Origin of the sequence: Mesorhizobium sp. 1M-11, from assembly GCF_001303895.1 — a bacterium.
Classification (GTDB): Bacteria; Pseudomonadota; Alphaproteobacteria; order Rhizobiales; family Rhizobiaceae; genus Mesorhizobium.
The window spans coordinates 23,275-35,804 of record NZ_LJSD01000075.1 but is presented as its reverse complement, the minus strand read 5'-3'; the positions used below and the strand labels follow the sequence as shown (position 1 = coordinate 35,804).

Below are 12,530 nucleotides of genomic sequence, written 5' to 3'. Positions count from 1 at the left end.
TGCTATGCTGGTTCTTGAGACGGGCAATCACGTGGCCGATCCGATGGCTGATATCAAGGGGCTAGCCCAGACGGCATTGCAATGGCCGGCGCGGATATTGTTTCCGCCAGCCTGTGCCGGTTGCCGCCGTCACGTCTCCCGACCTGGCGTCCTATGCGGCGATTGCTGGCCAAAGCTCCGGCTTCTGGAACGCCCCTGGTGCCCGGTCATGGGAACGCCCTTCACACACGATATGGGCGAGGATTTCTTGTCTGCCGAGGCGATCGCCGATCCTCCGCCTTTTGAGCGGGCACGGGCTGCGGCTGTTTATTCGGGGGTGGCCAGGCAGATGGTGCAGGCGTTGAAATACAGCGACCGCACCGACCTTGCCCCTTGGATGGCGCTTTGGATGGCCCGTGCCGGCGCGGAACTGCTTGGCGAAGCGGATGTCATCGTGCCGGTCCCGCTGCACTGGAGGCGCTTCTTTCGCCGCAAGTTCAATCAGTCAGCCGAACTTGGGCGAGCTCTTGCCGGCCAATCGGGGCTGCGTTTCCTGCCGCAAGCCGTTCGACGTGTGAAGATGACTCGTCAGCAAGTCGGGTTGGAACGCCACCAGCGCGAGGAGAATGTTCGTACGGCCTTCCAGGTGCCGCCAGAGGCGGAAATCGAAATCGCCGGTCGGCGTGTCCTTGTGGTGGACGATGTCTACACAACCGGCGCCACCGTGAAGGCGGTCGCCAAGACGTTGAAAAGAAAGGGGGCCAGCGCGGTCGACGTGCTCACTTTCGCGCGGGTCCTGCCGGGGGACTTTCGGGCCGACGAGTCCGAGACTATATAGGTTTCATGACAAGCTATGGTTTGGGCAGGATTGTTGACCCATGGTCGACGTGACGATCTACACACGGATGATGTGCGGCTATTGCGCGGCCGCCAAGCGGCTTCTCGACAGGAAGGGCGTAGCCTATACCGAGCACGACGCATCCTTTTCGCCGGAGCTGCGCCAGGAAATGATCCAGCGCGCCAACGGCCGCGCCACTTTCCCGCAGATCTTCGTCGGCGACGTGCATGTCGGCGGCTGTGACGATCTGCATGCGCTGGAAGCCGCAGGACGACTCGATCCGCTGCTTGCCGGCGCGGCGGTGCGCTGAACGCACGAGACGATCAAGAGCGAGGACGAGACGATGGGTGTTTTCAAGGCCGCCGCCATTCAGATGCGGTCCGGCACCAGCCCGGAACGCAATGCCGTTGACATGGAGCGCCTTGTACGCGAGGCGGCAGCACAGGGCGCCACCTATGTGCAGACGCCGGAGATGACTGGTGCCCTGGTACGCGACAAGGATGCCAAGCAGGCCATATTCACCAGCGAGGACAAGGATGTCGTCGTCGCCAGGGCCAGGCAGTTGGCGCGTGAACTCGGCATTTATTTCCACATCGGCTCGACTGCCATCCTGCGAGCCGACGGCAAGCTCGCCAATCGCGCTTTGCTGATCGCGCCGGATGGCAAGACGCTCGCGTCCTATGACAAGATCCATATGTTCGACGTCGATCTGGACAATGGCGAAAGCTGGCGGGAATCCTCGGCCTACGAGGCGGGGACCGAAGCCGGCGTCGTCGATCTTGCCGGTACGAAACTCGGCTTCGCCATCTGCTATGATCTGCGCTTCCCGCAACTCTTCCGCACCGAGGCATTGGGCGGCGCCGCAGTGTTGTCGGTTCCTGCTGCCTTTACCCGGCAGACCGGTGAAGCGCACTGGCATGTGCTGCTGAGGGCGCGCGCGATCGAGAACGGCGCCTTCATCATCGCTGCGGCGCAGGGCGGTCTCCATGAGGATGGCCGCGAAACCTATGGCCATTCGCTGATCGTCGACCCGTGGGGACGTATCCTTGCCGAGGCAGATCACGATGAGCCGGCTGTGATCGTGGCGGAAATCGACCCGGCACAATCGGCTGCGGCGCGCGCGAAGATCCCCAATCTGAAGAACGCGCGCGATTTTTCGTTGCGCCGGTTTGAAGCCGAGCCGGCGTCGCTCAGAGGAGCCGCGTCTTGATCCGCTTTTCACTGCTGTGCGAGCAGGAACACGATTTCGAAGGCTGGTTCCGCTCCAATGACGATTTCGACAAGCAGAAAAAGCGCGGTTTCGTCGAGTGCCCGACCTGCGGTTCGCACAAGGTCGAGAAGGCGCTGATGGCGCCTGCCGTTTCGACCAGCCGCAAGCAGGAAAAGATGGCGCTGGCCATGGGCGAGCAGCAGCGTCAGGCCATGGTGCAACTGAAGGCGCTGGCCGACAAGATGCGTGAGAACTCGGACTATGTCGGCGACAAATTCGCCGAGGAAGCGCGCAAGATCCACTTCGGCGAGGCCGACCCGCGTGGGATCTACGGCGAAGCAACGCTTGAGGAAGCTCAAGGCCTGGCTGAAGACGGCGTCGAATTCATGCCGATCCCGACCTTCCCGGACGACCGCAACTGATCTTGATCGCATTCCGCTGAGCCACAGGCGTGTCAGCGGCGTTCGCCGCCGGCACTCAATCGTTTGCGTTCAGCCCCTTGATCAGCTTTTCGAGCAACGCCGCCAGTTGCTCCTGCTCGTCACGCGTCAGTACGGAGAGAACCTGATGCTCATTGGCGACGTGGGCAGTCACGGCTTCGTCGATGAGGGCACGGCCTTTTTCCGTCAACTGTACGATCACGCCGCGGCGGTCCTGCGGATGTGGCGCACGGGCGATCAATCCTGCCTTCTCCAACCGGTCGAGCCGGTTGGTCATGGCGCCTGAAGTCACCATCGTGGCTTCATAGAGCGCCGTCGGCGTCAGCGCGAAAGGCGCACCCGAGCGCCGCAAGGTGGCCAGAACGTCGAACTCGCCGTTCTGCAGGCCGAATTGGGCGAACAGGGGGTTCAACTTGTCCCGCGCCACCACGAGGGCGGCGTAGCTGAGGCGGCCAAACACCGCCATGGGGCGGACGTCGAGGTCCGGCCTTTCCTTCCGCCATTGCGCCACCGCGTTCGCTGCACGATCCATCTATCTCACCATGAAGTATCTTGACATTAAGATTCTTTTCGTTAAATGATATGCCATTGGTCAACAATCGCCAAGTAGCCTTGTCCGCCGGGAGATCAGATTGGCCAAAAGTCGCCGTCCAACCGGAAGCCCATGAGAGCGCCTTGGTCGACGAGCGGCGGGTTGCTTGAGCATGTAGGGGATCGTCATCATGACAACGCTAACTGAAGAGAATCGCGCGGGCGCTTCGATGAAATCGGTCTGGGATTCGGCCTTCGGCCTGCTTTTGATCACCGGCACTTTGCTCGGTCTGACGCTGCCCCTCGGCAAGCTGGCGACGGCCAATGCCGTGCCGCCGATGCTGTGGGCGTTCATGACCTCTTTCGGTATTGGCGGCGCGCTTCTGCTGGTCCTGTTTTATCGGCGCCACCGCCTGGTGATGACGGGGCACAAACTGCGCTACTACATCATCGCCGCAGCAATCTCCTTCGCAATCCCGAATTTCCTGATCTTCTCGGCCATCCCGCATCTCGGCGCCGGTTACACCGGCATCATGTTCACGCTTTCGCCGGTGGTGACGCTCACCCTGTCGATTCTCTTCGGCGTGCGTCGTCCCAATCTGCTCGGTGTGATCGGTATCGTGGTGGGCTTTGCAGGAGCGCTGATGGTTGCGTTGACCCGAGGCGAAGCCGGTCAGCCGGCAGACCTGTTCTGGGTACTGATCGGCCTCTTGATCCCGGTCTTCCTCGCCGCCGGCAACATCTATCGCACCATCGACTGGCCGACGGGTACCGATGCCATCGAACTGGCTGTCGGCAGTCACCTTGCAGCGGCAGCGATGCTGTTTGGCGGATTGCTCTTCTCTGGTCAGGCAGGCTCGTTCGGTACGCTGGTCAATGTGCCCTGGCTGGTGCTGGCCCAGGTGGTCACGGGAGCAGCGATGTTTGCCTTCTACTTCCGCCTCCAGGCGGTCGGCGGTCCGGTCTACCTCAGCCAGATCGGCTATGTCGGCGCGGCCATCGCGCTGGTCTCGGGTACGCTGTTCCTCGGCGAGCACTATCAGTGGCTGACCTGGGCAGGTGCGGCCATCATCGTGGCCGGTGTGTTCGTCACCGCCAAGGCGCAGCGGCAGGCGGCCTGATCCGCCTCTAAAACGGTTCCGCTTTTCGCGGAAGCGTTCCAACTCTTTGTTTTTACGCAATTCGGGACGCAAAACCGCTGTGCGCTTTTGCTGAAATTGCTCTAGCCTTCGTCGTCCTCGCGGGCGCCGATCACTTCGGGCTGCGGGTGGCGCCGGCGATGCGTGGCGGCGGCGCGGGCGGACTGCTCATAGATGCCCGTCATCAGTTCCAGCGTGCGTGCCGCGTCCTCCAGCCTGTCTGCGAGGTCGGGCACGCGCGTCACCGCGTCGATCAGAAGCGCTGAGCGGATATCGGCATAGCGTTCCGTCACGCGGTGCCCCAAGGGTGTGACCTCATAGGTGACACCGGCGCGGCCGCTGCCTTGCCGCTTGACGAGATCGGCTTTCACCAGCTTGCGCAGGCTGTACTGGATGTTGGGGATGTCGTCGCGGTTGGTCATCTGCGCCAGGTCACGGATACTCTTCGGCCGGTCGTTCATGCGGATGATATGCAGCAGTGCGTTCTCAGGACCGCTCGCCGAGAATTCGATCACCGTCGCCAGGCATTCGGCCTGCCAGCGACCGAAAGCCTCGTAGGAGCGCATCAGCGCGTATTCGATTTCGGCGACGTCGATCTCGAGTGGCGTGCGCGCCAGGTGCCAGCCGCGGTCGAGAAGATCCCTCTGCTGGTTCGATGTCTTCTTGGCTCTCATCCATGCCTCCTCGCGCAGGGACCATGCACCAGGTGACCGGGTTGCGTCCATGTTGTTTTATGATAGACTTTCTATCATAAAATATAACAAATGGTGAGGACGTAGAAATGAGCATGCTCGACGGCGGCGCGGCCGCGCAACCCTTCTTTCTTGGCACTTTCGCTTCCAATTGCTCCGGTGGCATGACCGTTACCAAAGTGCCGGAGCGGTGGGTCAATTCCTGGGACAACAATCTCCGGCTGGCGCGGCTTCTCGATGACGCCGGCATCGATTTCATGCTGCCGATCGCGCGCTGGATCGGGTATGGCGGCGAGACCAATTTCCACGGCAATGTGCTGGAAACGATCACCTGGGCGACGGGACTGCTTGCCCTCACGCGCAACATCACCGTCTTTGCCACGACCCATACGACGGCGAACCACCCCGTCGTCGTTGCCAAGCAGCTCGCAACCATCGATCAGATCGGCGCCGGCCGGATCGGTCTCAACATCGTCGCCGGCTGGAACAAGCCGGAATATGAAGCGCTGGGGCTGACGCTGCCCGACGACCACAGCACGCGTTACGGCTATGCACAGGAATGGTTCGATATCATCCAGGCACTGTGGAGCCGCACCGAAGCCTTCGATTGGGACGGCACCTATTTCAAGCTGAAGAATGTGCTCGGCGATCCGCGGCCGTCGTCGCCACTTCCGATCCTCAATGCCGCCGGTTCGGAAGAAGGGCGACGCTTTGCCGTTCGCAACGCCAACTTCCTGTTCACGCCGGCGATCGATCTGGCGCGCTCGAAGGACGAGATCCAGGCGCTCAAGGGCCAGGCACTTGAAGCCGGCCGCGAGGTCGATGTGCTGACCTTCTCGCATGTCGTGTGCCGGCCGACCGAGAAGGAAGCAAAGGATTATCTGGAGCATTTCGGCCGCACCAATGCCGACTGGGCAGCGGTAGACAATCTGGTGCGTTTGCAATTCGCGCACGCGCAGTCGTTCCCGCATGATCTGCTCGCCCTCATCCGGGACCGCATGGCCGCCGGTCATGGCGGTTTTCCTCTCATAGGCACGCCGGAGCAGGTCGCCGACGGAATCACGGCTCTATACGAGGCCGGCTTCCGCGGCACGACACTGTCTTTTGTCGATTACGCGGAGGAATTCCCCTATTTCCGCGACGCTGTGCTTCCGATCCTCGAACAGCGCGGGATACGCATGGCGCCTGCCGCCACACGCTCTGCGGCGTGAGAGGCGGCTATGACGACATCAATGCCTTCAGGACCGGTCGACGCTACCACTTTCCGCTCGGCCATGCGGCTCATCGTCGGCAATGTCAGCGTCATCACCGCGGGTATCGGCGAGGATCGCTCCGGCCTTGTGGTGATCTCGGTGGTTTCGTTATCGGCCGAGCCGCCCAAGGTCATTGCCTGCGTGAACCGCTCGTCCTCGACCTGGCCCGTCATCGAACGCCATCGCCATTTCGCCGTCAATTCGCTGGGGCCGCAGCATCAGGATGTGGCCGAGCGCTTCTCCGGCTTCGGCGGCATAAAGAGCAATGATCGTTATGCCGGCGCGGAATGGACGACGATGAAGACCGGCGCGTCGGTTCTGGTGGATGCCGTGGCGGCATTCGACTGCAGCCTCGATGAAATGATCGATCGCGGCACGCATTCGATTGTCATCGGCTCCGTCGAAGCCGTGCGCACCCAGGATACGGGAGAGGCGCTGATCTATTGGCACGGCGCTTATCGGCCGCTTCGCGCAGAGGTATGAACGAACGGCCGGCGCCAACAGGTGCCGGCCACCTGTTCGTCAGGCTGCCTTTTCGGCAAGCACCATGTAGTTGACGTCCATGTCCTTGGAACGTTGCCAGCGGTCGGCGAGCGGATTGTAGATGACGCCGGAGCGGTCGGTTACCGCCAGGCCGGCGCCGCTCAATGCGCGCTCCAGCTCGTCCGGCCGCACCAGCTTGCCGAATTTGTGCGTGCCGCGGGGCAGCCAGCGCAGCACATATTCAGCGCCAATGATGGCGAGTCCCAACGCTTTCAGCGTGCGGTTTATGGTCGCCACGAACATGATGCCGCCCGGCTTCACCATCTCGCCGCACTTGCCGACGAACAGGTTGATGTCGGCGACATGCTCGACCACTTCCATGTTGAGAACGACATCGAATCTCTCGCCGGAATCGGCCAGATCTTCCGCCGTGGTGGCACGGTAGTCGACAGCCACGCCCGCTTCCGTCGCGTGCAGTTTCGCCACTTCGATGTTGGTCATCGAGGCGTCCGCCCCGACCACTTCGGCACCCAGGCGCGCCATCGGCTCGCACAGCAGCCCGCCGCCGCAGCCGATATCGAGGATGCGCAGACCCTCGAAGGGTTTCGCTGCGCGCGCATCGCGGCCGAAACGAGTGGCGATCTGGTCGCGGATATAGGCCAGCCGCACAGGATTGAATTTGTGCAACGGACGGAATTTCCCGTTGGGGTTCCACCATTCGGCGGCAAGAGCTGAGAAGCGCTCGACTTCTCCGGCGTCGATCGTCGATCGTCGGGGCTCTGGCATGACTTTGTCTCCTTCGGGGAGAAGGAAGTCAGCAGATGAGGGAGGATTGTCAAGGCGCGTTTTGCGCACGCGTCACCGCAGCGTAGCATGACCGCGCACCGAAGCCCTTGTTTTCCAAAGCCATGACCCGGTCAAAGCGCTTCGGCAAGCGTCAGCAAATTTCCCGTGTATTCTCTCCAGCCGGCTTCGAGCAGGCGCAATGTCTGCTCTGGTACGAGGCCGTCATGCGTCAGCACAAGGCGGACAAAGCTGGCGTGTTCGTTCAAGCTGAAGACGACACGCCCCGCAGGCGCTTGCTCGGCACAATCGAACGACCAGACCATGCGATGCGGAGGGGTGATCTCAAGCACTTCGACTTCGGTCCAGCCGCGCCAGCCGGCCATCGCTTGTCCCGTGATGTGGAAGCGATGGCCGGCAACCGGTTTGAAATCGACGGCGAAGAACCATTGCGAGATCAGCTTCGGATCCGTGAGGCAAGCCCAAACCGTTGTAAGCGAGGCACGGATATCGCGCTCAAATGTCAGATTGATCGGCTTCAGCATCGAGCCTCTCCGCCAACTCGCCGAGGCCATCGAGCTTTTCATTCCAGAAGGCTGAAAGCTGAGCAGCCCAGTCGGTAACTTTCATAAGCGGGGCAAGGTTCAATCGGTAGAGGCGCTGGCGCCCGGCGGCGCGCCGGCGCACCAGATCGGCGCGAGTCAATACCTGCAGGTGCAACGAGACATTTGCGAGCGTTGCCCCGACTTCAGCGGTCAGCTCGGCAACGGAACGCTCGCGATTTCCGATGCGCTCCAGCAGGCGCCGGCGCGTCGGATCGGCAATAGCTGCAAAGACGTCGCCTTGGGTCGAGGTTCTTGCCATCCATTCTCTCATTCAAGTATAAACTTGAATTTCAATCTGCATCGACGATACAGTGCCCGTCAAGCTGTCGCTGGCTGTTGGGGCGGGAAAGAAAATCAAACAGGAGACCGAAATGACTGCCTTGAACGGAGTAATTCCCTGTCTGACCATCGATGGAGCCAAGAAAGCCATCGAGTTCTACAAAACAGCCTTTGGCGCGGAAGAGGTAAGCCGCCAGGATGCCGAAGACGGCAAACGGCTGATGCACGCGCATATCCGCATCAACGGATCGGACGTGATGATGTGGGACCTTTTTCCGGAGTTCGGCATGTCGGCCGAAAAGCCGCATGGTGTGACGGTGCATCTCGAGGTCGATGACGCTGATCGCTGGTGGTCGCGGGCGATCGACGCAGGCGCTGTCGCGACAATGCCGTTGGACAACGTGTTCTGGGGTAGTCGCTACGGCCAACTGCGCGATCCGTTTGGGCATAGCTGGGCGATCGGTGGACCGCTGAAGGAATAATCCGGCCTTTCGAGGCAAAGGGAAGGCGTCAAAACGCAAGAGACTTGCGCCACGCTGCCACATCGGCGGCGTGCGCCTTGCGAAGGCCTTGTGTTTTGGCTATGGAAGCCGCGCATTTTTGCGTCCCGGCCAACCGGGGCTTTTCTGTCCATCCCTGGCCACCAGGCCTGCATTCAAAGGCTTTCCGCTTCCATGGCGCGCATCGTGATGAAGTTCGGCGGAACCTCCGTCGCCGACCTCGACCGCATCCACAATGTGGCGCGTCACGTCAAACGCGAGGTCGAAGCCGGGCACGAGGTGGCCGTCGTCGTCTCGGCGATGTCGGGCAAGACCAACGAGCTTGTCGGCTGGGTGCAGGGCATGCCGAAGGCAACCGGCGCCAACAGCCCGTTCTTCGACGCGCGCGAATATGATGCCATCGTTGCTTCCGGCGAGCAGGTCACATCCGGTCTGCTGGCGATTGCGCTGCAATCGATGGGCATCAACGCGCGCTCCTGGCAAGGTTGGCAAATCCCGATCAAGACCGATGGCGCGCACGGCGCGGCACGCATCGCCGACATCGACGGTTCGTTCCTGATCCAGCGTTTCAAGGAAGGCCAGGTGGCGGTGATTTCCGGTTTCCAGGGCATCGCACCGGACAACCGCATTTCGACGCTCGGCCGCGGCGGCTCCGACACCAGTGCGGTGGCGATCGCGGCAGCCGTGAAGGCCGACCGCTGCGACATCTATACCGATGTCGACGGCGTCTACACCACCGACCCACGCATCGAGCCCAAAGCCAAGCGGCTGGACCGCATCTCCTTCGAGGAAATGCTGGAAATGGCCTCGCTCGGCTCCAAAGTTCTTCAGGTGCGCTCGGTGGAGCTTGCCATGGTACACAAGGTGCGCACTTTCGTGCGATCGTCCTTCGACGATCCCGATGCGCCCGGCATGGGGGATTTGCTCAATCCGCCCGGAACGCTCATTTGCGACGAGGATGAAATCGTGGAACAGCAGGTCGTCACCGGAATTGCCTACGCCAAGGACGAAGCGCAGATTTCGTTGCGCCGTGTCGCCGACCGGCCAGGTGTGGCCGGTGGCATCTTCGGCCCCCTCGCTGAAGCCAACATCAATGTCGACATGATCGTCCAGAACATTTCGGAAGACGGCAAGTCAACCGACATGACCTTCACCGTGCCGTCCGGCGATGTCGCCAAGGCCTTGGCGGTCCTGGACAAGGTCAAGCAGACCGTCGGCTTCGACGCCCTCCAGCACGACGAAGGCATGTCGAAGGTTTCCGTCATCGGCATCGGCATGCGCAGCCACGCCGGCGTCGCGGCGACCGCTTTCCGGGCACTTGCCGAAAAAAGCATCAATATCCGCGCGATCACCACGTCCGAGATCAAGATTTCGATCCTGATCGACGGTCCTTACACGGAACTGGCTGTTCGCACTTTGCATTCCGTCTACGGTCTCGATAAGCAATAAGAGACCCGAGTCGGTTTTTGCGTCGGGCCGGTGCGCTGGGAACCGCACCGGCCCAATCGCCTTTGGAGAAGCCGCGATGCGTGAGACGGCCATCGGCCCGCGCGTTTTGTTGAAACGGCTCCGCGAGCTCATGCAGGAGCCGCTGGAGCCGCAGGATCGGCTTGACCGGATCGTGCGCGATATCGCCTCCAACATGGTGGCGGAAGTCTGCTCGCTCTACGTGTTGCGCGCGGATTCCGTGCTCGAGCTCTACGCCACGGAAGGTCTCAACAAGAACGCCGTGCACCTGGCGCAACTGCGCCTCGGCCAGGGCCTCGTCGGCACCATTGCTGCCAGCGCCCGCCCACTCAACCTTTCCAACGCGCAGGAACATCCCGCCTTCGCCTATCTGCCGGAGACAGGCGAAGAGATCTATCACGCCTTCCTCGGCGTGCCGGTGCTGAGAGCAGGCCGCACCCTCGGCGTGCTTGTCGTGCAGAACCGCACCAAGCGCGTCTACCGCGAGGACGAGGTCGAGGCGCTGGAAACCACCGCGATGGTGATCGCCGAGATGGTCGCCACCGGCGATCTTGCCCGGCTGTCGCGGCCAGGCATGGAACTCGATCTCAGTCGGCCGGTCTCCTTCACAGGCGTGTCCTTCAACGAAGGCGTCGGGCTCGGTCATGTGGTGCTGCACGAGCCGCGCATTGTCGTCACCAACCTGTTCAACGAAGACAGCGAGGAAGAAGTCCGCCGGCTCGAAGAGTCGCTCGGCTCGCTCAGGCTTTCCATCGACGACATGCTGGAGCGGCGCGATGTCGCCTTCGAAGGCGAACACCGCGAGGTGCTGGAAGCCTACCGCATGTTCGCCAACGACCGTGGCTGGGTGCGCCGCCTGGAAGAGGCGATCCGCAACGGCCTGACGGCGGAAGCAGCGGTGGAAAAGGTGCAGTCGGACATGCGCGCCCGCATGATCCACATGACAGATCCCTATCTGCGCGAGCGGATGAGCGATTTTGACGACCTCGCCAACCGACTGCTGCGTCAGCTGATGGGGCGCGGGCCGGAAGACGTCGCCGCTTCGCTGCCGAAAGATGCCATCATTGTCGCCCGCTCCATGGGGGCTGCGGAACTGCTCGACTATCCGCGCGACAAGATGCGGGGGCTGGTGCTCGAAGAGGGCGCGGCAACCAGCCATGTCGTCATCGTCGCGCGCGCCATGGGCATTCCGGTCGCCGGCCAGGTCAAAGGCGCGGTGTCGATGTCGGAGAACGGCGATGCCATCATCGTCGATGGTGACGAGGGCGCCATTCATCTGAGGCCACAACAGGACCTCGAGGCGGCCTATGCCGAGAAGGTGCGCTTCCGTGCCCGCCGGCAGGAACTCTACCGGGAGCTGCGCAAACAGCCATCGGTCACCCGGGATGGCGTGCAGGTCGATCTTTTGATGAATGCCGGCCTGGCCGTAGACCTGCCACAGTTGACCGAATCGGGCGCCGCCGGCATCGGCTTGTTCCGCACCGAGCTGCAATTCATGGTGGCGGCGACCTTCCCACGCGCCGAGGCGCAGGAAAAACTCTACCGCGATGTGCTGGAAGCAGCGCGTGGCAAGCCTGTCACCTTCCGCACCATCGACATCGGCGGCGACAAGGTGCTGCCCTATTTCAAGAATGCCACGCAGGAAGAGAACCCGGCACTCGGCTGGCGGGCGATCCGACTGACCTTGGACCGCCCCGGCCTGCTGCGGACACAGATCCGCGCGTTGCTCAAAGCCGCCGGCGGGCGTGAGCTGAAGCTGATGTTGCCGATGGTGACGGAGCTCGGCGAAATCGCGCAGGCACGCGAGATCATCGAACGCGAGGTGAGGCACCTGTCGCGCTTCGCCCACCATCTGCCGACCAGCCTGAAGCTGGGTGCGATGCTGGAAGTGCCGTCGCTGCTGTTCCAACTCGACGAGTTGATGAAGGCGGTCGATTTCGTCTCGGTCGGCTCCAACGACCTGTTCCAGTTCGTGATGGCGGTGGATCGCGGCAACACACAATTGGCCGATCGTTTCGACCCGGTCTCGATACCGTTCCTGCGCGTGCTGAAGCAGATCGCCGATGCCGGCCACCGCAACGACACGCCGGTGACGCTCTGCGGCGAGCTCGCCGGCAAGCCGATTTCGGCCATGGCCTTGATCGGCCTCGGCTTCCGCTCCATCTCCATGTCACCGGCATCGATCGGCCCGGTCAAGGCGATGTTGACCGACCTGCCATTGGAAGAGCTGGAAGCTTTCTTCGCCGACAACCTCAACCAGCCTGCCACAGGCATGCCGATCCGCGCGCTGCTGCAGGCCTTCGCGGACGACCGCGGCATTCCCTTGTAAGA

The 12,530-nt window shown here is 62.2% G+C and carries 15 protein-coding genes; 10 read left to right on the top strand and 5 right to left on the bottom strand.

Annotated features, from left to right (window positions below):
* The first annotated feature begins 43 nt into the window (after positions 1 to 43).
* The 4 genes from AO692_RS29560 to AO692_RS29545 are packed head-to-tail and all read left to right on the top strand — an operon-like array spanning position 44 to position 2,449.
* Positions 44 to 817, top strand: a complete 774-nt coding sequence (locus tag AO692_RS29560; RefSeq protein WP_152980023.1) for a ComF family protein — start codon at positions 44 to 46, stop codon at positions 815 to 817.
* 40 nt (positions 818 to 857) lie between these two features.
* Positions 858 to 1,127 (top strand): glutaredoxin 3, encoded by a 270-nt coding sequence (gene grxC, locus AO692_RS29555; RefSeq protein WP_054313621.1) that lies wholly within the window; start codon positions 858 to 860, stop codon positions 1,125 to 1,127.
* Between the two features lie 33 nt (positions 1,128 to 1,160).
* A complete protein-coding gene (locus AO692_RS29550; protein ID WP_054313620.1) occupies positions 1,161 to 2,027 on the top strand; it encodes a carbon-nitrogen hydrolase family protein in 867 nt (288 codons plus the stop codon).
* Positions 2,024 to 2,449: a DUF1178 family protein gene (locus AO692_RS29545; RefSeq protein WP_054313619.1), complete on the top strand. Its 426-nt coding sequence runs from the start codon at positions 2,024 to 2,026 to the stop codon at positions 2,447 to 2,449. Before AO692_RS29550 ends, AO692_RS29545 begins: the two co-directional genes overlap by 4 nt.
* Positions 2,450 to 2,504: 55 nt before the next feature.
* Here the strand turns inward: AO692_RS29545 and AO692_RS29540 are convergent, their stop codons facing one another.
* Complete coding sequence (locus tag AO692_RS29540; RefSeq protein ID WP_054313618.1) at positions 2,505 to 2,999, bottom strand: MarR family transcriptional regulator; 495 nt, start codon at positions 2,997 to 2,999, stop codon at positions 2,505 to 2,507.
* 229 nt (positions 3,000 to 3,228) lie between these two features.
* Between AO692_RS29540 and AO692_RS29535 the strand changes: the two genes are divergently transcribed.
* Positions 3,229 to 4,119, top strand: coding sequence for a DMT family transporter (locus tag AO692_RS29535; RefSeq protein WP_054313617.1), 891 nt, complete (start codon positions 3,229 to 3,231; stop codon positions 4,117 to 4,119).
* Between the two features lie 101 nt (positions 4,120 to 4,220).
* Here the strand turns inward: AO692_RS29535 and AO692_RS29530 are convergent, their stop codons facing one another.
* Entirely contained in the window at positions 4,221 to 4,811 is a 591-nt protein-coding gene (locus AO692_RS29530) for a winged helix DNA-binding protein (protein WP_054313616.1), read from the bottom strand.
* A 107-nt stretch (positions 4,812 to 4,918) separates the two neighbouring features.
* Between AO692_RS29530 and AO692_RS29525 the strand changes: the two genes are divergently transcribed.
* Entirely contained in the window at positions 4,919 to 6,040 is a 1,122-nt protein-coding gene (locus tag AO692_RS29525) for an LLM class flavin-dependent oxidoreductase (protein ID WP_054313615.1), read from the top strand.
* Positions 6,041 to 6,049: 9 nt separating this feature from the next.
* Complete coding sequence (locus tag AO692_RS29520; protein ID WP_082407651.1) at positions 6,050 to 6,565, top strand: flavin reductase family protein; 516 nt, start codon at positions 6,050 to 6,052, stop codon at positions 6,563 to 6,565.
* A gap of 39 nt (positions 6,566 to 6,604) precedes the next feature.
* Here the strand turns inward: AO692_RS29520 and ubiG are convergent, their stop codons facing one another.
* The 3 genes from ubiG to AO692_RS29505 all read right to left on the bottom strand — a co-directional run bounded on the left by ubiG (position 6,605) and on the right by AO692_RS29505 (position 8,212).
* Positions 6,605 to 7,351: a bifunctional 2-polyprenyl-6-hydroxyphenol methylase/3-demethylubiquinol 3-O-methyltransferase UbiG gene (gene ubiG, locus AO692_RS29515; RefSeq protein WP_054313613.1), complete on the bottom strand. Its 747-nt coding sequence runs from the start codon at positions 7,349 to 7,351 to the stop codon at positions 6,605 to 6,607.
* Between the two features lie 131 nt (positions 7,352 to 7,482).
* The gene (locus AO692_RS29510) at positions 7,483 to 7,893 is read right to left on the bottom strand and encodes an SRPBCC domain-containing protein (protein ID WP_054313612.1); all 411 of its coding nucleotides are present in this window, start codon (positions 7,891 to 7,893) and stop codon (positions 7,483 to 7,485) included.
* The gene (locus AO692_RS29505; protein ID WP_054313611.1) at positions 7,865 to 8,212 is read right to left on the bottom strand and encodes a metalloregulator ArsR/SmtB family transcription factor; all 348 of its coding nucleotides are present in this window, start codon (positions 8,210 to 8,212) and stop codon (positions 7,865 to 7,867) included. The genes AO692_RS29510 and AO692_RS29505 overlap by 29 nt, the downstream gene beginning before the upstream one ends.
* A gap of 112 nt (positions 8,213 to 8,324) precedes the next feature.
* Between AO692_RS29505 and AO692_RS29500 the strand changes: the two genes are divergently transcribed.
* The 3 genes from AO692_RS29500 (at position 8,325) to ptsP (ending at position 12,528) form a co-directional block, all read left to right on the top strand.
* Positions 8,325 to 8,714 carry a VOC family protein gene (locus AO692_RS29500; protein WP_054313933.1) on the top strand — a complete coding sequence of 130 codons (390 nt, stop codon included), beginning with the start codon at positions 8,325 to 8,327 and terminating at the stop codon, positions 8,712 to 8,714.
* A gap of 192 nt (positions 8,715 to 8,906) precedes the next feature.
* The gene (locus tag AO692_RS29495; protein WP_054313610.1) at positions 8,907 to 10,181 is read left to right on the top strand and encodes an aspartate kinase; all 1,275 of its coding nucleotides are present in this window, start codon (positions 8,907 to 8,909) and stop codon (positions 10,179 to 10,181) included.
* A 76-nt stretch (positions 10,182 to 10,257) separates the two neighbouring features.
* Complete coding sequence (gene ptsP / locus AO692_RS29490; RefSeq protein WP_054313609.1) at positions 10,258 to 12,528, top strand: phosphoenolpyruvate--protein phosphotransferase; 2,271 nt, start codon at positions 10,258 to 10,260, stop codon at positions 12,526 to 12,528.
* Positions 12,529 to 12,530 lie beyond the last annotated feature (2 nt).

Bases quoted from the DNA above. Each gene is read 5' to 3' on its own strand.
- AO692_RS29560 (WP_152980023.1), top strand. From the start codon at position 44: ATGGCTGATATCAAGGGGCTAGCCCAGACGGCATTGCAATGGCCGGCG.
- grxC (WP_054313621.1), top strand. From the start codon at position 858: ATGGTCGACGTGACGATCTACACACGGATGATGTGCGGCTATTGCGCG.
- AO692_RS29550 (WP_054313620.1), top strand. From the start codon at position 1,161: ATGGGTGTTTTCAAGGCCGCCGCCATTCAGATGCGGTCCGGCACCAGC.
- AO692_RS29540 (WP_054313618.1), bottom strand. From the start codon at position 2,999: ATGGATCGTGCAGCGAACGCGGTGGCGCAATGGCGGAAGGAAAGGCCG.
- AO692_RS29535 (WP_054313617.1), top strand. From the start codon at position 3,229: ATGAAATCGGTCTGGGATTCGGCCTTCGGCCTGCTTTTGATCACCGGC.
- AO692_RS29530 (WP_054313616.1), bottom strand. From the start codon at position 4,811: ATGAGAGCCAAGAAGACATCGAACCAGCAGAGGGATCTTCTCGACCGC.
- AO692_RS29525 (WP_054313615.1), top strand. From the start codon at position 4,919: ATGAGCATGCTCGACGGCGGCGCGGCCGCGCAACCCTTCTTTCTTGGC.
- AO692_RS29520 (WP_082407651.1), top strand. From the start codon at position 6,050: ATGACGACATCAATGCCTTCAGGACCGGTCGACGCTACCACTTTCCGC.
- ubiG (WP_054313613.1), bottom strand. From the start codon at position 7,351: ATGCCAGAGCCCCGACGATCGACGATCGACGCCGGAGAAGTCGAGCGC.
- AO692_RS29510 (WP_054313612.1), bottom strand. From the start codon at position 7,893: ATGCTGAAGCCGATCAATCTGACATTTGAGCGCGATATCCGTGCCTCG.
- AO692_RS29505 (WP_054313611.1), bottom strand. From the start codon at position 8,212: ATGGCAAGAACCTCGACCCAAGGCGACGTCTTTGCAGCTATTGCCGAT.
- AO692_RS29500 (WP_054313933.1), top strand. From the start codon at position 8,325: ATGACTGCCTTGAACGGAGTAATTCCCTGTCTGACCATCGATGGAGCC.
- AO692_RS29495 (WP_054313610.1), top strand. From the start codon at position 8,907: ATGGCGCGCATCGTGATGAAGTTCGGCGGAACCTCCGTCGCCGACCTC.
- ptsP (WP_054313609.1), top strand. From the start codon at position 10,258: ATGCGTGAGACGGCCATCGGCCCGCGCGTTTTGTTGAAACGGCTCCGC.